The sequence below is a fragment of the Variovorax sp. YR752 genome, from assembly GCF_943372545.1.
The window spans coordinates 1-22,982 of the sequence record NZ_CALRZC010000134.1 but is presented as its reverse complement, the minus strand read 5'-3'; the positions used below and the strand labels follow the sequence as shown (position 1 = coordinate 22,982).

The 22,982-nt window shown below is 70.0% G+C and carries 20 protein-coding genes and 1 pseudogene; 15 read left to right on the top strand and 6 right to left on the bottom strand.

The annotated features are described in order from the left end of the window. The 8 genes and pseudogenes from AAG801_RS26010 to AAG801_RS25975 all read left to right on the top strand — a co-directional run. Window positions 1-470, top strand: a pseudogene (locus tag AAG801_RS26010) (competence protein ComEC); the annotation flags it as partial. A 44-nt stretch (window positions 471-514) separates the two neighbouring features. Then, entirely contained in the window at window positions 515-1,951 is a 1,437-nt protein-coding gene (locus AAG801_RS26005) for a circularly permuted type 2 ATP-grasp protein (RefSeq protein ID WP_341890980.1), read from the top strand. A gap of 2 nt (window positions 1,952-1,953) precedes the next feature. After that, on the top strand, window positions 1,954-2,934 hold the full coding sequence (locus AAG801_RS26000) for an alpha-E domain-containing protein (protein ID WP_341890979.1): 981 nt from the start codon (window positions 1,954-1,956) through the stop codon (window positions 2,932-2,934). Between the two features lie 14 nt (window positions 2,935-2,948). After that, a complete protein-coding gene (locus tag AAG801_RS25995; RefSeq protein ID WP_341890978.1) occupies window positions 2,949-3,794 on the top strand; it encodes a transglutaminase family protein in 846 nt (281 codons plus the stop codon). After that, the gene (locus AAG801_RS25990) at window positions 3,795-7,226 is read left to right on the top strand and encodes a transglutaminase family protein (protein WP_341890977.1); all 3,432 of its coding nucleotides are present in this window, start codon (window positions 3,795-3,797) and stop codon (window positions 7,224-7,226) included. A gap of 36 nt (window positions 7,227-7,262) precedes the next feature. Continuing rightward, complete coding sequence (locus AAG801_RS25985; RefSeq protein WP_341890976.1) at window positions 7,263-9,734, top strand: circularly permuted type 2 ATP-grasp protein; 2,472 nt, start codon at window positions 7,263-7,265, stop codon at window positions 9,732-9,734. Continuing rightward, the gene (locus AAG801_RS25980; RefSeq protein ID WP_341890975.1) at window positions 9,731-10,618 is read left to right on the top strand and encodes a transglutaminase family protein; all 888 of its coding nucleotides are present in this window, start codon (window positions 9,731-9,733) and stop codon (window positions 10,616-10,618) included. Before AAG801_RS25985 ends, AAG801_RS25980 begins: the two co-directional genes overlap by 4 nt. Before the next feature lie 122 nt (window positions 10,619-10,740). Further along, window positions 10,741-11,001 (top strand): hypothetical protein, encoded by a 261-nt coding sequence (locus tag AAG801_RS25975; RefSeq protein ID WP_341890974.1) that lies wholly within the window; start codon window positions 10,741-10,743, stop codon window positions 10,999-11,001. Window positions 11,002-11,004: 3 nt separating this feature from the next. Here the strand turns inward: AAG801_RS25975 and AAG801_RS25970 are convergent, their stop codons facing one another. From AAG801_RS25970 to AAG801_RS25950, 5 genes are read right to left on the bottom strand one after another with little or no spacing between them, the layout of a single operon-like run. Beyond that, window positions 11,005-11,337, bottom strand: a complete 333-nt coding sequence (locus tag AAG801_RS25970) for a YkgJ family cysteine cluster protein (protein WP_341890973.1) — start codon at window positions 11,335-11,337, stop codon at window positions 11,005-11,007. 8 nt (window positions 11,338-11,345) lie between these two features. Further along, complete coding sequence (locus tag AAG801_RS25965) at window positions 11,346-12,809, bottom strand: bifunctional serine/threonine-protein kinase/universal stress protein (RefSeq protein WP_341890972.1); 1,464 nt, start codon at window positions 12,807-12,809, stop codon at window positions 11,346-11,348. Continuing rightward, window positions 12,799-13,542 (bottom strand): metallophosphoesterase family protein, encoded by a 744-nt coding sequence (locus AAG801_RS25960; RefSeq protein WP_341890971.1) that lies wholly within the window; start codon window positions 13,540-13,542, stop codon window positions 12,799-12,801. The genes AAG801_RS25965 and AAG801_RS25960 overlap by 11 nt, the downstream gene beginning before the upstream one ends. A gap of 4 nt (window positions 13,543-13,546) precedes the next feature. Then, window positions 13,547-14,479, bottom strand: coding sequence for an ornithine carbamoyltransferase (gene argF / locus AAG801_RS25955; protein ID WP_341890970.1), 933 nt, complete (start codon window positions 14,477-14,479; stop codon window positions 13,547-13,549). Between the two features lie 15 nt (window positions 14,480-14,494). Further along, window positions 14,495-15,718: an aspartate aminotransferase family protein gene (locus AAG801_RS25950; RefSeq protein WP_341890969.1), complete on the bottom strand. Its 1,224-nt coding sequence runs from the start codon at window positions 15,716-15,718 to the stop codon at window positions 14,495-14,497. Window positions 15,719-15,918: 200 nt separating this feature from the next. Between AAG801_RS25950 and AAG801_RS25945 the strand changes: the two genes are divergently transcribed. Further along, the gene (locus tag AAG801_RS25945) at window positions 15,919-16,257 is read left to right on the top strand and encodes a DUF3579 domain-containing protein (RefSeq protein WP_341890968.1); all 339 of its coding nucleotides are present in this window, start codon (window positions 15,919-15,921) and stop codon (window positions 16,255-16,257) included. Between the two features lie 79 nt (window positions 16,258-16,336). Here AAG801_RS25945 and rpsT read toward each other — a convergent pair whose 3' ends face one another. After that, window positions 16,337-16,633, bottom strand: coding sequence for a 30S ribosomal protein S20 (gene rpsT, locus AAG801_RS25940; RefSeq protein ID WP_341890967.1), 297 nt, complete (start codon window positions 16,631-16,633; stop codon window positions 16,337-16,339). Window positions 16,634-16,711: 78 nt separating this feature from the next. On the opposite strand from rpsT, the gene murJ reads away from it, so the two are divergent. The 6 genes from murJ to pcnB all read left to right on the top strand — a co-directional run. After that, on the top strand, window positions 16,712-18,268 hold the full coding sequence (gene murJ, locus AAG801_RS25935; protein WP_341890966.1) for a murein biosynthesis integral membrane protein MurJ: 1,557 nt from the start codon (window positions 16,712-16,714) through the stop codon (window positions 18,266-18,268). Window positions 18,269-18,277: 9 nt separating this feature from the next. Further along, window positions 18,278-19,147, top strand: coding sequence for a tetratricopeptide repeat protein (locus AAG801_RS25930; RefSeq protein ID WP_341890965.1), 870 nt, complete (start codon window positions 18,278-18,280; stop codon window positions 19,145-19,147). A gap of 38 nt (window positions 19,148-19,185) precedes the next feature. Beyond that, window positions 19,186-20,247 (top strand): AI-2E family transporter, encoded by a 1,062-nt coding sequence (locus tag AAG801_RS25925; RefSeq protein WP_341890964.1) that lies wholly within the window; start codon window positions 19,186-19,188, stop codon window positions 20,245-20,247. Further along, window positions 20,244-20,927: a DnaA regulatory inactivator Hda gene (gene hda, locus AAG801_RS25920; protein WP_341890963.1), complete on the top strand. Its 684-nt coding sequence runs from the start codon at window positions 20,244-20,246 to the stop codon at window positions 20,925-20,927. The genes AAG801_RS25925 and hda overlap by 4 nt, the downstream gene beginning before the upstream one ends. Next, a complete protein-coding gene (locus tag AAG801_RS25915; protein ID WP_341890962.1) occupies window positions 20,924-21,595 on the top strand; it encodes an HAD family hydrolase in 672 nt (223 codons plus the stop codon). Before hda ends, AAG801_RS25915 begins: the two co-directional genes overlap by 4 nt. Beyond that, window positions 21,592-22,982 (top strand): polynucleotide adenylyltransferase PcnB (gene pcnB / locus AAG801_RS25910; protein ID WP_341890961.1); only part of this gene is annotated, 1,391 nt, incomplete at its 3' end. The genes AAG801_RS25915 and pcnB, both read left to right, overlap by 4 nt.

Genomic DNA, 22,982 nt, shown 5'->3' with positions numbered 1-22,982 from the left:
TGCGCTTCGAGTTCCTGCATCCGCCGCCCGGCCCGCTCGATGCCGCGTTGCGGCCCAATGCCGTCTCCTGCGTGCTGCGCATCGCCGGCGCCGGCGGCGCGGCCACGCTGCTGACCGGCGACATCGAGCGCGAGCAGGAACTGCAGCTCGCCGGGCGCTGGGGCGATGCGCTGCGCGCCGAAGTGCTGCTGGTGCCGCACCATGGCAGCCGCACGTCGTCGACGCCGCTGTTCCTCGCCGCAGTGCAGCCGCGGCGGGCGCTCGTCCAGGCCGGCTACCGCAATCGCTTCGGCCACCCGGCGCCCGAGGTGGTCGAGCGCTACCGTGCCCGCGGCGTGGAACTCGCCGACAGCGCCGGCTGTGGTGCCTGGCATTGGCATTCCGAGGCTCTGCCTACCACGGTTTGCCAGCGTGACGCCGCGCGCCGCTACTGGCACCATCAAGCTGCGCAGCCGTCCGCCGGGCGGTGAGTGGCCTGCTTTTTGCTACCCTGCATTCCGAGGAGACGCTTTCGATGAGACCCAGCTTCGACGAGATGCAGGCCAGCAGCACCACGGTGCGCGAGCACTACAGGGGCTACGACCGCTGGCTCGCCCAGCAGCCGCGCGACGTGATGAAGTCGCGCCGCGAAGAGGCCGAGATGATCTTCCGCCGCGTCGGCATCACCTTCGCGGTGTATGGCGCCAAGGACGAAGACGGTTCCGGCACCGAGCGCCTGATCCCCTTCGACCTGATCCCGCGTGTCATCCCGGCCCACGAATGGATCGAGATGGAGAAGGGCCTGACCCAGCGCGTGACCGCGCTGAACCGCTTCATCCACGACGTCTACCATGACCAGGAGATCATCCGCGCCGGCCTGGTGCCGGCCGACCAGATCTTCAAGAACGCGCAGTTCCGCCCCGAGATGATGGGCGTCGACGTGCCTGGCGGTGTGTACTCGCACATCTCCGGCATCGACATCGTGCGTGCCGCCAACCCCGACGGCAGCGGCAGCTACTACGTGCTGGAGGACAACCTGCGCGTGCCCAGCGGCGTGAGCTACATGCTCGAGAACCGCAAGATGATGATGCGGCTGTTCCCCGAGCTGTTCAGCCAGCACCGCGTCGAGCCGGTGGCGCACTACCCCGACCTGCTGCTCGAGACGCTGCGCGCGGTGGCGCCGGCGGCCGTCAACGAGCCGACCGTCTGCGTGCTGACGCCGGGCATGTACAACAGCGCCTACTTCGAGCACGCCTTCCTGGCGCAGCAGATGGGCGTCGAGCTGGTCGAGGGCCAGGACCTGTTCGTCAAGGACAACTTCGTCTACATGCGCACGACGCAGGGGCCGAAGCGGGTCGACGTGATCTACCGCCGCGTCGACGACGACTTCCTCGACCCGCTGGCCTTCCGGGCCGACTCCACGCTCGGCTGCGCCGGGCTGCTGGGCGTCTACCGCGCCGGCAACGTGGCGCTGTGCAACGCGATCGGCACCGGCGTGGCCGACGACAAGTCGATCTACCCCTACGTGCCGAAGATGATCGAGTTCTACCTCGGCGAGAAGCCCATCCTGAACAACGTGCCGACCTACCTGTGCCGCGAGGCCGACGACCTCAGGTACGTGCTCGACCACCTGCCCGAGCTGGTCGTGAAGGAGGTGCACGGTGCCGGCGGCTACGGCATGCTGGTCGGCCCGGCCGCCACCAAGGCCGAGATCGCCGACTTCCGCAAGGCGCTGGAAGCCCACCCCGAGGGCTACATCGCGCAGCCGACGCTCGCCCTGTCGACCTGCCCGACCTTCGTCGAGAGCGGCATCGCGCCGCGCCACATCGACCTGCGGCCCTTCGTGCTGTCGGGCAAGACGGTGCAGATGGTGCCCGGCGGCCTGACGCGCGTGGCGCTGAAGGAAGGCTCGCTGGTGGTCAACTCGTCGCAGGGCGGCGGGACCAAGGACACCTGGGTTCTGGAGGTCTGATCATGCTGTCACGTACCGCCGATCACCTCTTCTGGATGTCGCGCTACATGGAGCGGGCCGAAAACACCGCGCGCATGCTCGACGTCAACTACCAGACCTCGCTGCTGCCGCAATCCGCCGACGCCGCCGAGAAGGGCTGGAAGGGCCTGCTCGGCATCTCCGAGCTGAGCGGCGACTTCGCCAAGCGTCACGGCACGGTCGAGGCGCGCGAAGTCATGGACTACATGGTGGCCGACGCGCAGAACCCGTCGAGCATCCGCTCCTGCCTGATGGCCGCGCGCGAGAACGCCCGCGCCGTGCGCGGCACGCTGACCACCGAGGTCTGGGAGACACAGAACCAGACCTGGCTGGAGTTCCAGCGCATGGTCGCGACCAGCGACTTCCACCGCGACCCGAGCGCGCTGTTCGAGTGGGTCAAGTTCCGCTCGCACCTGTCGCGCGGTGTGACCGTGGGCACCATGCTGCAGGACGAGGCCTTCCACTTCCTGCGCATCGGCAGCTTCCTCGAACGGGCCGACAACACCGCGCGCCTGCTCGACGTGAAGTTCCATGCGGTGGACAGCGAGTTCTTCGGCTCGGCGCAGAGCCAGAGTCAGAGCCAGGGCGTCGCCAAGGACGTGGAGTTCGACTTCTACCACTGGTCGGCGATCCTGCGCTCGGTCTCCGGTTTCGAGGTCTATCGCAAGGCTTACCGCAACGTCATCCTGCCGGAGAAGGTCGCCGAGCTGCTGATCCTGCGCCCGGACATGCCGCGCTCGCTGGCGGCGTGCATGCACGAGGTGGTGGGCAACCTGACGATGGTCGCCAACGAGCAGTCGGGCGAGACGCTGCGCCAGGCCGGCCGCTTGCGCGCCGACCTGCAGTACGGCCGCATCGACGAGATCCTGGCCACCGGCCTGCACGCCTTCCTGACGCAGTTCCTCGACCGCGTGAACACCATCGGCGTCGGCATCAGCCGCGACTTCCTGGTTCCCGTGCAGTGACGGTCCGCTGAGCCATGAAACTCAGCATCCGCCACGAGACGCACTACCAGTACAGCGCGCCGCTGAAGTACGCGCTGCAGCAGTTGTGCCTGACGCCGCAGGCCAATGCGCACCAGGAGGTGGTGGACTGGCAGGTCAGCGCGCCCGGGCCGCTGTACGCGCAGCGCGACGGCTTCGGCAATCTCTCGCACAGCTGGAGCATGGCGCGTGCACGCGGCGGGCGGCATGTGTACCAAGGCAGTGTGCAGGCGCATGGCACGGTGGCCACCACGCCCTTGGCCTGGCTGGTCGACGATCTCGCGGCGCCGCATCCGGCGCTGTACCTGCGGCCCACCGCGCTGACCGCGGCCAATGCCGCACTGGCCGGGCTGGGGCACGGGCACATCGCCAGCCGTCCTGGCGAGCGTGATCTGCTGGGTCTGGCCGAGGCCGTCTGCCGGCGCATCGTCTACCGCGCCGGCGTGACCGACGTGGCCACCACGGCGCAGCAAGCGCTGGCCATCGGCGCCGGGGTGTGCCAGGACCAGGCCCATGTCTTCATCGCCGCCTGCCGTGCCGCCGGCCTGCCGGCGCGCTACGTCAGCGGCTATTTCCATTCGCCGACTGCGCCGGAACTCGCCAGCCACGCCTGGGCCGACGTCTGCCTCGATGTGGCCGAGCGCCGCTGGCTGAGTGTCGACATCACCCACCTGTGCCTGATGGACGAGCGCCACGTGCGCCTGGCCGTCGGCCCCGACTATGCTGCCTGCGCGCCCGTCCGCGGCGTGCGCGAAGGCGGTGGCGACGAATCGATGCGCGTGCGCGTGCGCATCGAGCCCATGGGCGGCCCCGTCGCCGAACCGATCACCCTGGAGTCCTGAATGTCCATCCACGTCGCGCTCAACCACGTGACCCACTACCGGTACGACCGGCCGATCAACCTCGGGCCGCAGGTGGTCCGCCTGCGCCCGGCGCCGCACTCGCGCACGCGCATCCTGAGCTACTCGATGCGCGTCGAGCCGGCCACGCACTTCATCAACTGGCAGCAGGACCCGCAGTCCAACTACCTGGCGCGCCTGGTCTTCCCGGACAAGACGACGAGCTTCCGCATCGAGGTCGACCTGGTCGCCGAGATGTCGGTGCTCAACCCGTTTGACTTCTTCCTCGAGCCCTCGGCAGAACATTTTCCGTTCGAGTACGACCCCTCGCTCGCCCACGAACTGGCGCCGTACCGCCTCAAGGGCGAGCTGACGCCGGCCTTCGCGAAGTACCTGGCCGCCATCCCGCGCGAGAAGAAGCAGACGACCAACTTCCTCGTCGAGCTGAACCAGAAGCTGCAGAAGGACATCGGCTACCTGATCCGCATGGAGCCGGGCGTGCAGACGCCGGAAGAGACGCTGGTCAGCGCCAGCGGCTCGTGCCGCGACTCGGGCTGGCTGCTGGTGCAGATCCTGCGCCACCTCGGCTTTGCCGCGCGCTTCGTCTCTGGCTACCTCATCCAGCTCAAGAGCGACGTCAAGTCGCTCGACGGGCCCAGCGGCACCGAGGTCGACTTCACCGACCTGCACGCCTGGTGCGAGGTCTACCTGCCCGGCGCCGGCTGGATCGGCCTGGACCCGACCTCCGGCCTGCTTGCCGGCGAGGGCCACATCCCGCTGGCCTGCTCGCCCGACCCCGGCTCGGCCGCACCGGTGACCGGTGCGCTCGACGAGTGCGAGACCGAGTTCGAGCACCACATGAAGGTCTCGCGCGTCTGGGAGGCGCCGCGCGTCACGCTGCCCTACACCGACGCGCAGTGGAGCGAGATCGAGGCGCTGGGCCACCGCGTCGATGAAGACCTGCGGCGCAACGACGTGCGGCTGACGCAGGGCGGCGAGCCGACCTTCGTCTCGGTCGACGACCGCGACGGCGCCGAGTGGAACACCGAGGCACTGGGGCCGACCAAGCGGCTTCTCTCCGCCGACCTGATGGACAAGCTGCGCGCCAAGTACGGCGACGGCGGCTTGCTGCACTACGGCCAGGGCAAGTGGTACCCGGGCGAGCAGCTGCCGCGCTGGTCGCTCAACCTGTTCTGGCGCAAGGACCGCGAGCCGGTGTGGACGCACCCCGAGCTGTTCGCCAGCGAGCACCAGGACTACGGCGTCACCGACGTGCAGGCGCAGCGCTTTCTCGAAGGCGTCGCCAAGCGGCTGGCGCTCGATCCGAAGTACGTGTTCACGGCCTACGAGGACGTCTGGTACTACCTGTGGCGCGAGCGCAAGCTGCCGGCCAATGTCGACCCGTTCGACGCGCGCCTGGCCGATCCGCTCGAGCGCGAGCGCCTGCGCAAGGTGTTCAGCCAGGGGCTGGACAAGGTGGTCGGCCACGTGCTGCCGGTGGCGCGCCAGTACAGCGGCCCGGCGCGCTGGCAGACCGGCCCGTGGTTCCTGCGCAGCGAGCGCTGCTACCTGATCCCCGGCGACTCGGCGCTCGGCTACCGGCTGCCGCTCGACTCGCAGCCCTGGGCCACGGGTGCCGACATGCCCTGGATCCACGCGCCCGACCCGACCCAGCCCTTCCCGGCGCTTCCGTCGTACCAGCGGCTGCGTTTCGCCAGCCATCTCGGCGAAGGCGGTGCCGGCGCGGGCGCGCCGCCGCTGGCCAGCTTTGCCGACCGGTCGCGCGCCGCCTTGCGTGGCGCCGGTGGCAGCGGCTTCGGCAACAGCGGCTTTGGCCAGCTCGACGAGGATTCCACCGCCGCGCCGGCGCCGTCGCTGCGCACGCCGCAGCGCTTCGAGTCGGCCGGCTGGGTCACGCGCACGGCGATCTCGGCCGAGCCGCGCCACGGGCGCCTGTACGTGTTCATGCCGCCGACCTCCTCGCTGGAGGACTACCTCGAGCTGGTGGCGGTGGTCGAGGACACCGCGCTCGAGATGAAGCTGCCGTTGATCCTGGAAGGCTACGAGCCGCCGAAGGACCCGCGCCTGTCGACGCTGCGCGTCACGCCGGATCCGGGCGTCATCGAGGTCAACATCCACCCGGCACACAGCTGGTCGGAGCTGGTCGAGCAGACCACGCACCTCTACCAGGCGGCGCACGAGACGCGGCTGTCGACCGAGAAGTTCATGCTCGACGGCCGCCACACCGGCACCGGCGGCGGCAACCACTTCGTGCTCGGCGGCGCCACGGTGGCCGACTCGCCCTTCCTGCGCCGGCCCGACCTGCTGGCCAGCATGATTGCCTACTGGCACAACCACCCGGCGCTGAGCTACATCTTCTCGGGCCTGTTCATCGGCCCGACCAGCCAGGCGCCGCGCATCGACGAGGCGCGCAACGACTCGGTCTACGAGATCGAGATCGCCTTCGCCGAGCTGCAGCGCCAGTCGGCGCTCGGGCCGCAGGCCTGCCCGCCGTGGATGATCGACCGGCTGCTGCGCAACCTGCTGATCGACTCCACCGGCAACACCCACCGCGCCGAGTTCTGCATCGACAAGATGTACTCGCCGGATGGCTCGACCGGCCGCCTCGGCCTGCTCGAGATGCGCGCCTTCGAGATGCCGCCCCATGCACGCATGAGCCTGACGCAGCAGCTGCTGATGCGCTCGCTGATCTCGCGCTTCTGGCAGCACCCGTACCGGCCGGCGAAGCTCAAGCGCTGGGGCACCGAGCTGCACGACCGCTTCATGCTGCCGCACTTCGTCTGGGAAGACCTCGCCGACGTGGTCGAGGAACTGAACGACTTCGGCTACCCGATGAAGCTGGAGTGGTTCGCGCCGCACCTGAACTTCCGCTTCCCGCGCCTGGGCGAGTTCACGGCGCGCGGGGTCGAGGTGGAAGTGCGCCTCGCGCTCGAACCCTGGCACGTGATGGGCGAGGAGGGCGCGCCCGGCGGCACGGTGCGCTTCGTCGACTCCTCGGTCGAGCGGCTGCAATTGCGCGTCACCGGGCTGGTCGGCGACCGCCACGTGCTCACCTGCAACGGACGGATGGTGCCGCTGCAGCCGACCGGGCAGGTCGGCGAGTTCGTCGGCGCGGTGCGCTACCGGGCGTGGAACGCGGCCTCGTCGCTGCACCCGACCATCGGCGTGCACGCGCCGCTGACCTTCGACCTGGTCGACAGCTGGATGAATCGCTCGATGGGCGGCTGCCAGTACCACGTCTCGCACCCGGGCGGGCGCAACTACAGCACCTTCCCGGTCAACGCCTACGAGGCCGAGGCGCGCCGTCTGGCGCGCTTCTTCCGCCTCGGCCACACGCCGGGCGAGATGAGCATCCCCCGCGAAGAGAGGAACCCCAACTTCCCGTTCACGCTCGACCTGCGGCGACAATCCTGAGGACGTCACAGCCCGGCCCGCCCCCGGACGCCCTCGATGCTGAAGAACCTGCTCGCCGGCTACGCGGCCCGTGGCGGCCGCTACGACGAGCTGCTGGCGCAGCCACACGCGCCGCGGCCGCACTGGGATGCCTTCCTGCGCGCGCTGGCCGAGCGGGGCGGAAGGGGGCTGTCGGACACGCTCGCGCTGATGGAGCGCGAGGTGCGCGAGAACGGCATCACCTACAACGTCTATGCCGACCCGAAGGGCATGGACCGGCCGTGGGAGGTCGATCCGCTGCCGCTGCTGCTCTCGGGTGACGAGTGGCGCGCCATCGAGGAAGGCATCGCGCAGCGCGCCGAGCTGCTCAACCGCGTGCTCGCTGACCTGTACGGCGAGCAGGCGCTGCTCAAGAGCGGCGCGTTGCCGCCGGGCGTGGTGTTCGGCCACGCCGGCTACCTGTCGCCGGCGCAGGGCATCCGGCCGCCGGGCGGCGTGCACCTGTTCCACTACGCCGCCGACCTGGCGCGCTCGCCCGACGGCCGCTGGTGGGTGGTCGGCGACCGCACGCAGGCGCCCTCGGGGGCGGGCTACGCGCTGGAGAACCGGCTGGTCGTCTCGCGCGTCTTTCCGCAGCTGTTCCGCGAGCTGCGCGTGCAGCACCTGGCCTCGTTCTTCGCCGCGCTGCGCGAGTCGCTGCTGCGCTGGGCGCCGCGTGGCGGCCCGGGTGACGGTTCGCCGCTGATCGCGCTGCTCACCCCCGGCCCGTTCAACGAGACCTACTTCGAGCACGCGCTGCTGGCGCGCTACCTCGGCGTGGCGCTGGTCGAGGGCAGCGACCTGACCGTGCGCGACGGCTGCGTGTGGATGAAGACGGTCGAGGGCCTCAAGCGTGTGCATGCGCTGCTGCGCCGCCAGGACGACGACTACTGCGACCCGCTCGAGCTGCGCTCCGACTCGGCGCTGGGCGTGGCCGGGCTGACCGAGTGCGCACGCCGCGGCACGGTGCTGATCGCCAACTCGCTCGGCTCGGGCGTGCTCGAGTCGGGCGCGCTGCTCGGCTACCTGCCGCGGCTGTCGGAACAGCTGCTCGGCGAGCCGCTCAAGCTGCCCTCGGTGGCGACCTGGTGGCTGGGTGAGCCGGCCGCATTCGAGGATGCCTGGAAGCGCCTCGACCAGGTGCTGATCAAGCCGCTGGAGCGCTCCTCGCGCGAGCCCGCGGTGTTCGGCGCCGACCTCGATGCCGCCGGGCGCGAGAAGCTGCGCGCGCGGGTGGCGGCGCGCCCGCAGCGCTACGTCGCGCAGGAGTGGGTGCATGTCTCGCAGGCGCCGGTGCTCGAGCGCGGCGCACACGGGCGCGAGTCGCTGGCCGCACGCACCGTCGGCCTGCGCGTGTTCGCCGTCGCCACGCCCGACGGCTACAAGCTGATGCCTGGCGGGCTGACGCGGGTGGCCGGCGAGGGCGAGCCGCGCGTCATCGCGATGCAGCGCGGTGGCCGCTCGAAGGACACCTGGGTGCTGTCCGACGCCCCGGTCAACGCCTCCTTCTCGCTGCTGACCAGCACGGTGAGGCCGGCCGACCTGGTCAGCTCGCGCGCCAACCTGCCCTCGCGCAGCGCCGAGAACCTGTTCTGGTTCGGCCGCTACGGCGAACGCGCCGATGCGGCCATCCGTCTGTTGCGCGTGGCCATCGAGGCGCAGCTCGACGAGGAGGCGATGGAAGGCGGCAGCGCGGCGCTGGCCTTGTGCGCGCGGCTCGGGCTGGTCGACGAGGACGACGACCCGGCGATCGCGCTGCTGCGCGCCGCGACCCATCCTGACGGCGCGCTCGCCGAGCGGCTGCGCCAGGTTTCGCGCGTCGCCTTCAACCTGCGCGACCGCATGTCGGCCGATCACTGGCGCACCATCAACCAGCTGATCGGCGACCCGGTGTTCCAGCGCAGCAATGCCTCCACCGCGATGCGCCTGCCGCTGGCGCTGGCCTGGCTGGACCGGGCGGTCGCCGCGATGGTCACGCTGTCGGGCTTCGTGCTCGACGGCATGACCCGCGGCACCGGCTGGCGCTTCCTCTCGATGGGCCGGCGCATCGAACGGCTGTGGAACCTCTGCGCCGCGCTGCGCGTGGCGACCAGCGATGGGCGCGACCAGGGCCTCGAGTGGCTGCTGCAATGGGCCGATTCCTCGGTGACCTACCGCTCCCGCTATCTGGTGGCGCCGGAGTGGCTGCCGGTGCTCGACCTGCTGGTGCGCGACGAGCTGGTGCCGCGTTCGCTGGCCTTCCAGGTCAAGGGCCTGGGTGAGTACGTCGCCAAGCTGGAGGCGGTGCACGGCCGCTTCGCCAGCGACGTCGTCGCGCCCGGGCAGGCGGCACTGGCGGCACTGACGCCGGCCGACCTGCACCCGGAGAGCGAGGCGCTGGCCGACCTGCTCGAGCAGCTGCAGCGTGTTGCCGGCGGCGTGTCCGACGAGCTGACGCTGAAGTTCTTCTCGCACGCGGCCTCGCGCAGCGTGCTGTCCCTCGTCGCATGAAGGCTGTGAGATACCGCGTCGAGCACGAGACGCGCTACGCCTACGACGCGCCGGTCTCGCAGTCCTGGCAGCGCGCCCGCCTGACGCCGCGCACGCTGCCCTGGCAGCGCCTGCTGGCGCACGCGATCGACATCGATCCGCACCCGGACGAGCGCCACGACGGCCCGGACGCGTTCGGCAACACCGTCACGCACTTCGGCCTGCACCGCGCGCACCGGCGGCTGCGTGTGCGCATGCAGGCCGAGGTCGAGATCGGCGCGCGGCCCCAGTTGCAGGCCGACGCGACGCAGCCCTGGGAGGCGGTTCGCCAGGCGCTGCTGCAGGACGGCGCCCCGGCCGACCTGGAGGCGGCGCGCATGTGCGAGCCGACGATGCTGCTGCCGCTGTCCGACGCCGCGCGTCACTATGCGGCGGCCTCGTTCGTGCCCGGCCGCGACTGGCTGGAGACGGTGCTCGGCCTGATGCACCGCATCCATGCCGACTTCGAGTTCGACCCGGACGCCACCACCGTCAGCACCTCGGTCGACGAGGTGCTGCAGCACCGCCGCGGCGTCTGCCAGGACTTCGCCCACCTGATGCTCGCCGCGCTGCGCGGCCATGGCCTGGCGGCGCGCTATGTGTCGGGCTACCTGCTCACCGACCCGCCCCCGGGCCAGCCCCGCCTGATGGGGGTGGACGCTTCCCACGCCTGGGTGGCCGTCTGGTCGCCGCGCCACGGCTGGGTGGAGTTCGACCCGACCAACGACCAGCTCGCCGACCAGCGCTACATCACGCTGGCCTGGGGCGCCGATTTCGCCGACGTGGTGCCGCTGCGCGGCGTCATCCTGGGCGGCGGCACGCAGGCGATGGATGTGGCCGTCAGCGTGATTCCGGCCGACGCCTGATCCCTCCCCCGACCGGGGGCGGCGCAGGGGGAACGCCGCCGGGGGACGACCATCGGGCGATTTTCGAGGCACGGCCCGATCGGAACACTGGCCTCCAGCACGACACACCGCTGGAGGACGAGATGGCCCGACTGATCACCCGCATCGCCGACCTGTGCCGACACCGCGCCGCCGAGCAGCGCTTCCTGCGCCGCTTCAGCATGATGCGGCTCGACGGTGAGCCCGAAGACTGCGGCCCGGGTTGGTACGAGTCGAGCCGCGAGCTGGAGACGGGCCTGCTGGTGCGCGAAGGCGAACCCAACGACACGCTGATGGCGGAGTGGGCCGAGGCTTGGCGGCGGCCGCTGCCCGCATCGCTGCCGCCCGCCGCACCGGCGCCGTGAGACTCAGACCGCCAGCGGCGGCAGGCCGTGCCGCGCGCGTGCGCGCGTGCAGGCCTCGTCGCCCAGGCCCATCGGCGCACGCAGGCCGAACTCGCGGCACGGCGACGGCCGCCACTCGTAGATGCCGCAATGGGCCTTCACGCCGACCGTGCCGACCAGCGCCGCGCAGCGCGGCGACGCATGGTCGGTGCCGCGCATGCGGCAGCTGGCTTGATTGACCTCGACGCTCAGCCCGTCGGGCACGCGGCCGCCATTCGATTCGAGTTCCTCGACCGCGAAGTCGACGCGGAAGCTGGCGCAGCAGGCGCCGCAGCGGATGCAGGGGTTGTCGTCCACCGCGCGACTCAATCCTCGGCGGCGGCGCGCACCACGGTGACGGTGCAATCGCATTGCGCCACCACCTGCGCCGACACGCTGCCGAGGTAGCGGCGCAGCCCGCCGCTGCTGCGCGCGCCCATCACGACGTGGTCGACATGGTTCTTGCGCGCGTACTCGACGATGGCGTCGGCCGCGTCCGGCGCCTCCAGCACGTGGTAGGTGATGCGCCCGGCCTGCAGCTCGCGATTCGGATCGAGCATCCGCTGCAGCGGATGTGCCCAGTGCTTGAGCTGCACCAGCAGGTTGACGTGCTTGCTGCTGCCGTCGGGTTCCAGGTACTCGTCGGTGGCGATGCGGTGGGTCTTCATCACCGCCAGGCAGGCCAGGCGGGCACCGGGCTCGGTCTGCAGCAGGCGCAGCGCGGTGCCGCGCACCGCCTCGAGCAGCGCCGGCGTGGCGCCGGCGACGTCGACCGCAGCGAGCAGGATCGGGCTGCGCTCGGTCTGGCCGGTCGCGCTGGCGGTCGCCGCCGGCTCGCCGCCGATCGCGCCGAACCAGCGCTTGAAGGTCGTCAGGCCGCCGCTCTTGCGCGTGCGCTGCGCCCGTTCGGTGAGCACGACCTGGTCGGGGTGGGCCAGCTCGAAGGCGAGCTGCGCGGCGGTCTGGTGGCGCTGGTCGGGTTGCACCGAGAGGCAGCGCAGGATGATTTCCTGCAGCCACGGCGGCAGGTCCGGCCGCAGCATCCGCGGCGGCACCGGCTCGCGGTACAGGCGCTGGCGCAGGCCCCGCACGCTGTTCGGGTTGCCGAACGGGCGCTCGCCGGTGGCCAGGTGGTACATCAGCACGCCGAGCGCGAACAGGTCGCTGCGCGGGTCGTTGCGCACGAACTGCACCTGCTCGGGCGACATGTAGGGGCCGGTGCCCATCGGCAGCTCGAATTCCTCGTCGAGCAGGTCGGGCAGCTGGTCGTGGCGCGACAGGCCGAAGTCGACCAGCACGGCTTCGCCCTGCGTGCCGTCCGGCCTCTGCCGGAACATGATGTTGCTCGGCTTCACGTCGAGGTGGATGACGCGCTGGCGATGCAGTTCATGCAGCGCCGTCGCCACCTTGATGCCGGTGCGCACCACCTCGTCCAGCGGCAGCGGCGAGGCGTCGAAGCGCGCGCGCAGCGACGCGCCCGGGATGTGCTCCATCACGATGTACGGCTGGCGCGTGAAGTCGCCCTTGGCGACGAACTTCGGCACGTGCGGGCCCGACAGCGTCGGCATGATCATCTGCTCGACCTCGAAGCCGACGATCGTGGCCGGGTCGTCGCCGCCCTTGATGCGCGGCACCTTCATGATCAACGGCCTGTCCTCGGCCGCATCGATGCGGGTGACACGCCACAGGTTGGCCATGCCGCCCTGGTGCAGCCGCTCCTCCAGCCGGAAGTCGTCGATCAGCTGGCCGGGCTCGAGCCGGTTGGCGGTGTGCCCGTCGTCATTCACCATGCTCGAGCCGCCGTGCCAGCCGCTGCGGCAGCCCGGCCGCACGGATCTTCGCGCCTGCCGTCTCGGTGTCGTAAGGCACGCGGAAGTAGGTGAGGGTGGCGTTCGCGGTGTCGAAGGTCGCGTAGCAGGCGGCCGGGTTGCCGTCACGCGGCTGGCCCGCCGAGCCGGGGATGACCAGCCAGCGGCGCTGCTCCGACAGCGGGATCGGCATGCCCGCGCTGGGCACGAAGTCGCCGATCTTGCCGGTGCCCGTCAGGTGGAACAGCTTCGGGTCGTGCACATGGCCGCAGAAGGTGAAGCGCGCGGCCGTGGCCTGCAGGCTGCGCACCGCCTCCATGCGGCCGAGCACGTAGGACCATTCGGCCGGCGCGAAGGCATTGGCGTGCACGAACAGGCGGTCTTCGTCGGTGGCCGACATCGGCAGCGTGGCGAGGAAGGTCATCTGGTCGGCATCGAGGCGTTCGCGCGTCCATTCCACCACCAGGCGTGCTTCCGGAATCATGGTCGGCAAGGGGCCTTGCACGACGGCTGCGTCGTGGTTGCCCATCACCGCGATCGCGCCGCGCGCGACATGATCGCGCACCAGGTCGACCACCCAGCCGGGGTCGGCGCCGTAGCCGACGAAGTCGCCGAGGAAGGCGTAGCGGTCGATGTCCTGGGTGCTGGCGTGCGCCATCACCGCGCTCACCGACTCGCGGTTGGCGTGCAGGTCGGTGATCAGGGCCAGGCGCACGGGCTCAGCCGATTCGGCCGAGGAGCAGGTACTCCATCAGCGCCTTCTGCACGTGCATGCGGTTCTCGGCCTCGTCCCAGACGACCGATTGCGGGCCGTCGATCACCTCGGCCTCGACCTCTTCACCGCGGTGCGCGGGCAGGCAGTGCATGAAGAGCGCGTCGGGCTGTGCCACCGACATCATCTGGCGGTCGACGCACCAGTCGGCGAAGGCCTTCATGCGCACCTCGTTCTCGGCCTCGTAGCCCATGCTGGTCCAGACGTCGGTGGTCACCAGGTGCGCGCCCTCGCAGGCGGCGATCGGGCTCCTGAACGTCTTCACGCAGCCGGCATTGCTCACGCCGGCGAGCTTCGGGTCGATCTCGTAGCCGCTGGGCGTGCTGACGTGCAGCGTGAAGCCGAGCACATCGGCCGCCTGCAGCCAGGTGTTGGCCATGTTGTTGCCGTCGCCGACCCAGGCCACCGTCTTGCCCTGGATGGAGCCGCGGTGCTCGATGAAGGTGAAGATGTCGGCCAGGATCTGGCAGGGGTGGTACTCGTTGGTCAGGCCGTTGATCACCGGCACGCGCGAGTGCGCCGCGAATCCCTCGAGCTTGGTCTGCTCGTAGGTGCGGATCATCACGATGTCGACCATGCGGCTGATCACGCGCGCGCTGTCCTCGATCGGCTCGGCGCGGCCGAGCTGGCTGTCGCCGGTGGTCAGGTGCACCACCGAGCCGCCCATCTGGTACATGCCGGCCTCGAAGCTCACGCGCGTGCGCGTGCTGGCCTTCTCGAAGATCATCGCCAGCGTGCGGTCGACCAGCGGCTGGTACTTCTCGTAGTTCTTGAAGCGCTTCTTGATGATGCCGGTGCGCTCGAACAGATACGCGTACTCCTCGGCGCGCAGGTCCTTGAACTGCAGGTAGTGCTTCATCAGGCTCATGCCGGGTTTCATGGCGCGGGTGCGGTGCTACTTCGCCGGCTCGGCCAGGAAGGTCTTGATCAACGGCGCGAGGATGGCGACGATCTGCGCCGCCTCGGACTCCGACAGGATCAGCGGCGGCACCAGGCGCACCACCTTGTCGGCGGTGACGCTGAGCATCAGGCCGGCCTCGGCCGCGCGGTTCAGCAGTTCGCCACAGGGCCGGGCCAGCTCGATGCCGAGCATCAGACCCTGGCCGCGAACCTCGACCACGCCGCCCTCTCCCGTCACGTCGGCGAGTTCGCGCTCCAGCCCCGCCTTCAGCGCCGCGCCGACCTTCGCCGCGTTCGCCAGCAGGCCTTCCTCTTCCATGATGCGCAGCGTCTCGACGCCGGCGCGCATGGACAGCGGGTTGCCGCCGAAGGTGGTGCCGTGGTTGCCCGGGCCGAACACCCCGGCGGCACGCGGACCGCAGACCACCGCACCGACCGGCACGCCCGAGCCGAGGCCCTTGGCCAGCGGCATCACGTCGGGCTGGATGCCGGCCCACTGGTGGGCGAACCACTTGCCGGTGCGGCCGATGCCGCACTGCACCTCGTCGAGCATCAGCAGCCAGCCCTTGTCGTCACAGAGCTTGCGCACGGCGCGCAGGTAGTCGGTGGTGGCCGGGTTGATGCCGCCTTCGCCCTGGATCACTTCCAGGAAGACGGCGACGATGTTCGGGTTGGTCGACGCGAGTTGCTCGATCGCCGCGACGTCGTTCAGCGGCACCCGCGGGAAGCCCTCGACCAGCGGGCCGAAGCCGGCCTGCACCTTCGGGTTGCCGGTGGCCGACAGCGTCGCGATCGAGCGGCCATGGAAGGCCTTCTCGTAGACCACGATCTCCGGGCGGGTGATGCCCTTGTCATGGCCGAACTTGCGGGCGATCTTCAGTGCCGCCTCGTTGGCTTCCAGGCCGGTGCTGCAGAAGAACACGCTGGTCAGGCCGGACAGTTCGCACAGCTTGGCGGCGAGCTGCTCCTGCAACGGCACGTGGTAGTAGTTGGAGCTGTGGATCAGCTTGGCGACCTGATCCTGCAGTGCAGGCACCAGTTTGGGGTGGCCGTGCCCCAGGGTGTTCACCGCAATGCCGCCCAGGCCGTCGAGGTACTTCTTGCCGTCGGTGTCCCAGACCCAGCAGCCTCGGCCGTGCGACAGCGCGATCGGCAGCCGGCCGTAGGTCTTCATCACATGCGGTTCGAGGCTCGTGGGCAGCTTTTCCGGGGCATTCATCGCAATCTCCAGCGCCTACAGGGGAGCCGCGATTCTAAGGGTCGCCCCTGAGGCGCCGATAAGCTCCCATGGGCGCGATCGAACCGGGCATCAGGCTTGCTGCGCTGCAGCACATTGACGGCACAATGGCGGCTGCCGACCGGCGGCTGCTCTGGACCGAGCCCCCGTGGTGGCTGCTTGCCCGGCACGAACCCTTTCCCATGACCGCCCCGAAACCCCGCGAGATCTTCATCCAGGGCATCACCCTCGAGGGCAGGACCTTCCGACCGAGCGACTGGGCCGAGCGGCTGGCCGGCGCCATGGCCTGCTTTCGCCCCGAGGGCGCACGTGGCGGCATCGGTGCCTACATCGGCTATTCACCCTACTGCGTGCCGCGTGTCATCAACGGCGTGAAGTGCGTGATCGTCAACGAGGCGCTGCGCGAGATCGAGCCGATGGCCTGGGACTTCGTGATGAACTTCGCTCGCGACAACCACCTGCAGACCAGCGAGGCCTGCCTGCTGCCCGAGCCCGGCGAGAAGCGCACCACGCCGAAATGACGAAGGGCCTGCACGGCGCAGGCCCCCAATGACAAAGGGCCTGCATGGCAGGCCCTTCGTACTCCATCCCAGATCTGTATCAGGCGGCGGCGAGCGCCTTGACCTTGGCGGCCAGGCGGCTCTTGTGGCGAGCGGCCTTGTTCTTGTGGAACAGGCCCTTGTCGGCCACGGAATCGATCACGCTCTGGGCGGCCTGGAAGATTTCGCTGGCCTTGGCCTTGTCGCCGGCGATCACGGCCTTCTGCACGTTCTTGATGACGGTGCGGAACTTCGAGCGCAGCGCGGTGTTGGCGGCGTTGAGCTTGACGTCCTGACGGACGCGCTTGCGCCCCGACGCGATACGAACGGTCTTCTTGGCTTTGGAGGAGGTGGCCATGCTTGAGCTGCTGAGCTGGGTGGAGCAAAGACCGCGAATATAGCACATTCACGCGCTCCCTATAATCGGCGGCAACTCATGAATCTGCTGCGGGCCGCCTCCACCGTTTCGCTTTTCACGCTGGCCTCGCGCATCACCGGGTTGGCCCGCGAGGCGATCGTCGCCGCGGCCTTCGGTGCCAGCGGTTTCATGGACGCCTTCCAGGTGGCGTTCCGCATCCCGAACCTGCTGCGCCGGCTGTTTGCCGAGGGCGCGTTCTCGCAGGCCTTCGTGCCCATCCTCGCCGAAACCCGTGCCCGCGAGGGCGACGAGGTGACCCGGCGGCTGATCGACGCGGTCGCCACGGTGCTGTTCTGGGCGCTGCTGGTCACCTGCGCGCTGGGCGTGATCGCCTCGCCGGTGGTGGTCTGGCTGATCGCCTCCGGCCTCGAGCGCTTCGACAACGCGGTGCTGATGACGCGGATGATGTTCCCCTACATCGGCTTCATGTCGCTGGTCGCGCTGTCGGCAGGGATCCTGAATACCTGGAAGCGTTTCGCCGTGCCCGCGGCGACGCCGGTGCTGCTCAACCTGTGCGTGATCGCCGCGGCGTGGCTGGTCACGCCGCTGCTGCGCCGCCACGGCATCGAGCCGATCTACGCGCTGGCGATCGGCGTGATGGCCGGCGGCGTGCTTCAGCTCGCGGTGCAGGTGCCGGCGCTGCTGCGCATCGGCGCGCTGCCGCGCATCGGCCTGGGGCCGGCGGCGCTGCGTGCAGCCTTCCACCACCCCGGCGTGCTGCGTGTGCTCAAGCAGATGGCGCCGGCGCTGCTGGGGGTCTCGGTCGCACAGCTGTCGCTGCTGATCAACACGCAGATCGCCTCGCACCAGGGTGTGGGCGCTGTGTCCTGGCTGACCTATGCCGACCGGCTGATGGAGTTCCCGACCGCGTTGCTCGGCGTCGCGCTCGGCGTGGTGCTGCTGCCGCAGCTCTCGGCCGCGCAGGCCACCGGCGAGTCGGAGCGCTACTCGGGCCTGCTCGACTGGGGCCTGCGCCTGGTGCTGCTGCTGGCGCTGCCCTGCGCGGCGGCACTGTTGATCTTCCCCAAGGCGCTGGTGTCGGTGCTGTACCACTACGGCGCCATCACGCCGCGCGATGTCGATCGCACCGCGCTCGCGCTGATGGGCTACGGCGTCGGCCTGATGGGGCTGGTGGGCGTGAAGATCCTGGCACCCGGCTTCTATGCGCGCCAGGACATCCGCACGCCGGTGCGCATCGCCATCGTCGTGCTGGTGCTGACGCAGCTGATGAACCTGCTGTTCGTGCCCTGGCTCGGCCACGCCGGGCTGGCGCTGTCGATCGGTGTAGGCGCGCTGGTCAATGCCGGCTGGCTGTTCATCGGTCTGCGCCGCGCCGGTCTGTACACCCCGGAGCCGGGCTGGGCACTGTTCGGGCTGCGGATCGGGCTGGCCACTGCGCTGATGTCGGCGCTGCTGTGGTGGGCCTCGCGCACCGTCGACTGGATCGCCCTGGGCACCCAGCCCTGGACGCGCGTGGGCCTGCTCGCCGGCTGCATTGCCGCAGCCGTGGCCCTGTACTTCGCCTGCCTGCTGGCCAGCGGCTTGAAGCTTCGACAATTCATCCGGCGCGGCTAAACTGATCCGATGGCCGGTCCGATGCACTTCGAGGCGCCCGACGCGCTCGGCTACTTCGCGTCGCTGGTCGCCGACGACGCCAGCCTGCCGATGGTCGAAACGGCGATCGCGATCGCACAGGACGAGTTCCCCTCGCTCGACACCCAGTCCGTGCTCGCCGAGCTCGACACGATGGCAGAGAGGCTGCGCCGCCGCATCCCGGCCGACGCGGTGCCGCTGCAGCGGCTGCGCTGGCTGAACCGCTTCTTCTTCCACGAGCTGGGCTTCGCCGGCAACGTCAACGACTACTACGACCCGGCCAACAGCTACCTGCATCGTGTGCTCGACACGCGCCGTGGCATCCCGATCACGCTGGCCGTCATCTACATCGAGCTGGCGACGCAGGTCGGCCTGACGGCTCGTGGCGTGTCCTTCCCCGGCCACTTTCTCGTCAAGCTGAAGATGCCGCAGGGCGAGGTGGTGATCGACCCGTTCACCGGCCAGTCGCTGTCGCGCGAGGAACTCGATGAATTGCTCGCCCCGTACAAGCGCAACCGCGGCCTGACCGGCGAGTTCGACGCGCCGCTGGGCCTGTTCCTGCAGTCGGCGCAGCCGCGCGACGTGATCGCGCGCATGCTGCGCAACCTGAAGGAGATCCACCGCAGCGCCGAGGACTGGCCGCGCCTGCTGGCGGTGCTCAACCGCCTGGTGCTGCTGCTGCCGCAAGCCTGGGAAGAGCGGCGCGACCGCGGGCTGACCTACGCCGAGCTCGGCATGAACAGCTCGGCGGTGGGCGACCTGGCCGACTACCTCGAACACGCCGGCGATGCGCAGGACCGCGCGGCGATCGCCGCCCGGCTGGCCGAACTGCGCCGGCAGGGCACGCCGCGGCTGCATTGATGGCCGCCCATGGGCCGCCACGTAGAATCCGCGGCCGCATGAACCTGACTCCCGCCCAACGTCGCAGCCTCACCTGGGCCGGCATCGCCCTGGCCGCCATCCTGCTGCTGTGGCTGCTGGCACCTGTGCTGACGCCCTTCATCGTCGGCGCCGTGCTGGCCTACGCGCTGCACCCCGCGGTCGAACGCCTGGTCGCGCGGCGCGTGCCGCGGCTGGCGTCGGTTCTGCTCGTCGAGGTGGTCTTCATCGTCGCAGTGCTGGCGGTGCTGCTGCTGATCGTGCCGATCATCTCCAAGGAACTGCCGTTGCTGCGCGAGCAGATCCCGCTGCTGGCCGACAAGCTGAACCGCAGCGTCGCACCGTGGCTGGCGCAGTTCGGCATCCATGTCTCGCTGGACATCGCCGGCATCAAGGCCTTCGTGCTGAAGTACCTGAACGCCAATCTGGAGGACGGCCTGGCCACGGCGCTGAGCTCGGCACGCATCGGCGGCAGCATCGTGCTGGCGGTGATCGGCAACATGGTGCTGGTGCCGGTGGTGCTGTTCTACCTGCTGAGCGACTGGCCGCGGCTGGTCGAGCGTACCCAGGCGCTGATCCCGCCGCGCATGCGCGAGCAGGTGGTCGGCTTCCTCGACGAGTGCGACGGCGTGCTCGGTCAGTACCTGCGCGGCCAGTTGCTGGTGATGCTGATCCTCGCCGCGTTCTACAGCATCGGCCTGGCGCTGTTCCGCTTCGACCTGGCGCTGCCGGTGGGCGTGTTCACCGGCCTGGCCATCTTCATTCCCTACCTCGGCTTCGGCCTCGGCCTGGTGCTCGCGCTGCTGGCCGGCCTGCTGCAGTTCGCCAGCTGGTACGGCGTGATCGCGGTGGCGGTGGTGTTCGGCATCGGCCAGGTGGTCGAAAGCCTGTGGCTGACGCCGCGCCTGGTCGGCGAGCGCATCGGCATGAACCCGCTGATGGTGATCTTCGCGCTGCTGGCCTTCGGCCACCTGTTCGGCTTCGTCGGCGTGCTGATCGCGCTGCCGGTCAGTGCGCTGATCGTGGTGGCGGTGCGCCGGCTGCAGGTCGCCTACCTGGCCAGCCCCCTGTACCGCGGATGAAGCAACTGCCGCTGGCCATCGGCGCGATCGGAAGCGGACCGGAGCAGAGCTTCGCGACCTTCCTGCCCGGGGCGAACCATGCCGCGCTGGCCCATCTGGCGCAAGGCGGGGCCGATGCGGCGCCCGTCACCTACCTGTGGGGCGCGCGGGGCACCGGCAAGACCCACCTGCTGCGCTCGCTCGTTCGCCGCGCTCACGAGCGCGGGCAGCGCAGCGGCTGGTTCGAAGCGGCCGCGCCGCTGCCCTGGGAGATCGACGAGAGCTGGTCGCTGGTGGTGATCGACGACTGCGACGAACTCGACGACGCGCGCCAGCACGCCGCCTTTGCCCTGTTCGTCGATGCCACGACGCATGGCATCCCGCTGGCCGCCGCCGGCCGCCTGCCGCCGGTCGACCTGCCGCTGCGCGAAGATCTGCGAACGCGCCTGGGCTGGGGTCATGTCTTCGCGCTGCAGCCGCTGGCCGAAGCCGAGATCCGTGCCGCGTTGCGCCGCGAGGCAGATCGCCGCGGCGTGTTCCTCTCCGACGAGGTGATGGACTACCTGCTGACCCGCTTCGCACGCGACCTCAAGCACCTGATGGCGCAGCTCGACCGGCTCGACCGCTTCTCGCTGGCCAACAAGCGTGCCATCACCGTGCCCATGCTCAAGCAGATGCTTGCCGAGGAGGGCACCGCATGAACCTGTGCCTGTTCGACCTCGACGAGACGCTGATCCCGCTGGACTCCGACCACGCCTGGGGCGAGTTCGTCATCCGACTGGGCTGGGTCGACGAGGCTGCGTTCCGACGGCGCAACGACGAGTTCTTCGCCCAGTACAAGGCCGGCGCGCTCGACATCCATGCCTACATCGCCTTCGCCACCGCGCCGCTGCGCGAGCGTGGCCCCGCGGCGGCGGCCGCCGCCCATGCGCAGTTCATGCACGAGGTGATCGAGCCGGCGCTGCGCCCGCAGGCGCTGGACCTGGTGCGCGAACACCAGGCGCGCGGCGACACCGTGGCCCTGGTCACCGCCACCAATGACTTCGTCACCGGCCCGATCGCAAAGGCCTTCGGCATCGAGACGCTGATCGCCGTGCGCCTGGAGCGCGGCCCAGGCGGTACCATCACGGGCCGCATCGCCGGCACGCCGAGCTACCGGGAGGGCAAGGTCGTGCGGGTGGGGCAGTGGCTCGCCGAGTCGGGCCGGAACTGGGGCGACTTCGCGCGCATCAGCGTCTACAGCGACTCGCCCAACGACCTGCCGCTGCTCGAGCGGGCCACCGATCCTGTCGCGACCAACGCGTCGCCTGCCCTGGAAGCCGTGGCGCGTGAACGCGGCTGGCGCATCCTGAGACTGTTCGCAGAATGATCAAGAAATTCATCGACAAGCTGCTGGGCAAGACGCCCAAGTCGGCCTCCGGCGCCCCTCTGGGCAAGCGCGTCGAGGTGACCAAGGAGGAGCACGGCATCGACCTGTCGCTGGTCGACGAGCGCGCCATCAAGGTCGTCAAGACGCTCACCGAGGCCGGCCACGAGGCCTACATCGTCGGCGGCGCCGTGCGCGACCTGCTGCTCGGCCTGCGCCCGAAGGACTTCGACGTGGCCACCAACGCCACGCCGGAGCAGGTCAAGGCGCTGTTCCGACGCGCCTTCATCATCGGCCGGCGCTTCCGCATCGTGCACGTCGTCTATGGCCGCGGCCGCGAGCACGAGGTCATCGAGGTCTCGACCTTCCGCGCGCTGATCGACGCCGCCGCCACCGAACAGGTGGCCGGCAACGAGAAGACCTCCAAGGGCGACCTGGCCGGCAAGACCAGCGTCGTCGATGCCAGCGGCCGCGTGCTGCGCGACAACGTCTGGGGCCCGCAGATCGAAGACGCCGCGCGGCGCGACTTCACCGTCAACGCGATGTACTACGACCCGCAGCGCCAGATCGTGGTCGACTATCACGGCGGCATCAAGGACTCGAAGAAGAAGCTGCTGCGCATGATCGGCGACCCGGTCACGCGCTACCGCGAGGACCCGGTGCGCATCATCCGCGTGGTTCGATTCGCGGCCAAGCTGGGCTTCGAGATCGAGCCGAAGACACGCGCGCCGATCAAGGAGATGGCGGCATTGCTCGACAACGTGCCGGCCTCGCGCACCTTCGACGAGATGATCAAGCTGCTGCAGACTGGCCATGCGCTGGCCAGCATCGAGGAACTGCGCAAGCAGGGCCTGCACCGCGGCGTGTTCCCGGTGCTCGACGTCGCACTCGACGAGGCGCATCGCCACGACGGCCGCGAGAAGTTCGTGCAGCTCGCGCTGGCCGACACCGATCGCCGCGTCGACGAGGGCAAGCCGGTGGCGCCGAGCTTCATGCTCGCCTGCATGCTCTGGCACGACGTGCAGGATCGCTGGCAGAAGATCAAGGGCCAGGGCGAGCCGCCGCTGCCCGCGCTGCAGCAGGCCATCGACGCCGCCTTCGACGCGCGCATCGGCGACATCTCCGGGCGCGGCAAGCTGGCCGGCGATATGCGCGAGATCTGGATGATGCAGCCGCGCTTCGAGCGCCGTGTCGGCCGCGGGCCGCTGACGCTGGTCGAGCAGCCGCGCTTCCGTGCCGGCTTCGACTTCCTGCGCCTGCGGGCGGATGCCGGCGAGGTCGACGCCGAACTGGCCGAATGGTGGGAAGACTTCTCGCTCGGCAGCGACGAGGAGCGCGAGGCCCGGCTCGAGCAGGGCCGCGAACGCGACCGCGCGCGCCGCGCCGCCGG

Coding starts and splice junctions, on each gene's coding strand:
- AAG801_RS25995 (WP_341890978.1), top strand. CDS start 2,949: ATGAAACTCAGCATCCGCCACGAGACGCACTACCAGTACAGCGCGCCG.
- AAG801_RS25975 (WP_341890974.1), top strand. CDS start 10,741: ATGGCCCGACTGATCACCCGCATCGCCGACCTGTGCCGACACCGCGCC.
- AAG801_RS26000 (WP_341890979.1), top strand. CDS start 1,954: ATGCTGTCACGTACCGCCGATCACCTCTTCTGGATGTCGCGCTACATG.
- rpsT (WP_341890967.1), bottom strand. CDS start 16,633: ATGGCCACCTCCTCCAAAGCCAAGAAGACCGTTCGTATCGCGTCGGGG.
- AAG801_RS25980 (WP_341890975.1), top strand. CDS start 9,731: ATGAAGGCTGTGAGATACCGCGTCGAGCACGAGACGCGCTACGCCTAC.
- AAG801_RS25990 (WP_341890977.1), top strand. CDS start 3,795: ATGTCCATCCACGTCGCGCTCAACCACGTGACCCACTACCGGTACGAC.
- argF (WP_341890970.1), bottom strand. CDS start 14,479: ATGAAACCCGGCATGAGCCTGATGAAGCACTACCTGCAGTTCAAGGAC.
- AAG801_RS25915 (WP_341890962.1), top strand. CDS start 20,924: ATGAACCTGTGCCTGTTCGACCTCGACGAGACGCTGATCCCGCTGGAC.
- AAG801_RS25930 (WP_341890965.1), top strand. CDS start 18,278: ATGGCCGGTCCGATGCACTTCGAGGCGCCCGACGCGCTCGGCTACTTC.
- AAG801_RS25950 (WP_341890969.1), bottom strand. CDS start 15,718: ATGAATGCCCCGGAAAAGCTGCCCACGAGCCTCGAACCGCATGTGATG.
- AAG801_RS25965 (WP_341890972.1), bottom strand. CDS start 12,809: ATGGTGAATGACGACGGGCACACCGCCAACCGGCTCGAGCCCGGCCAG.
- AAG801_RS25985 (WP_341890976.1), top strand. CDS start 7,263: ATGCTGAAGAACCTGCTCGCCGGCTACGCGGCCCGTGGCGGCCGCTAC.
- AAG801_RS25945 (WP_341890968.1), top strand. CDS start 15,919: ATGACCGCCCCGAAACCCCGCGAGATCTTCATCCAGGGCATCACCCTC.
- AAG801_RS25925 (WP_341890964.1), top strand. CDS start 19,186: ATGAACCTGACTCCCGCCCAACGTCGCAGCCTCACCTGGGCCGGCATC.
- hda (WP_341890963.1), top strand. CDS start 20,244: ATGAAGCAACTGCCGCTGGCCATCGGCGCGATCGGAAGCGGACCGGAG.
- AAG801_RS26005 (WP_341890980.1), top strand. CDS start 515: ATGAGACCCAGCTTCGACGAGATGCAGGCCAGCAGCACCACGGTGCGC.
- murJ (WP_341890966.1), top strand. CDS start 16,712: ATGAATCTGCTGCGGGCCGCCTCCACCGTTTCGCTTTTCACGCTGGCC.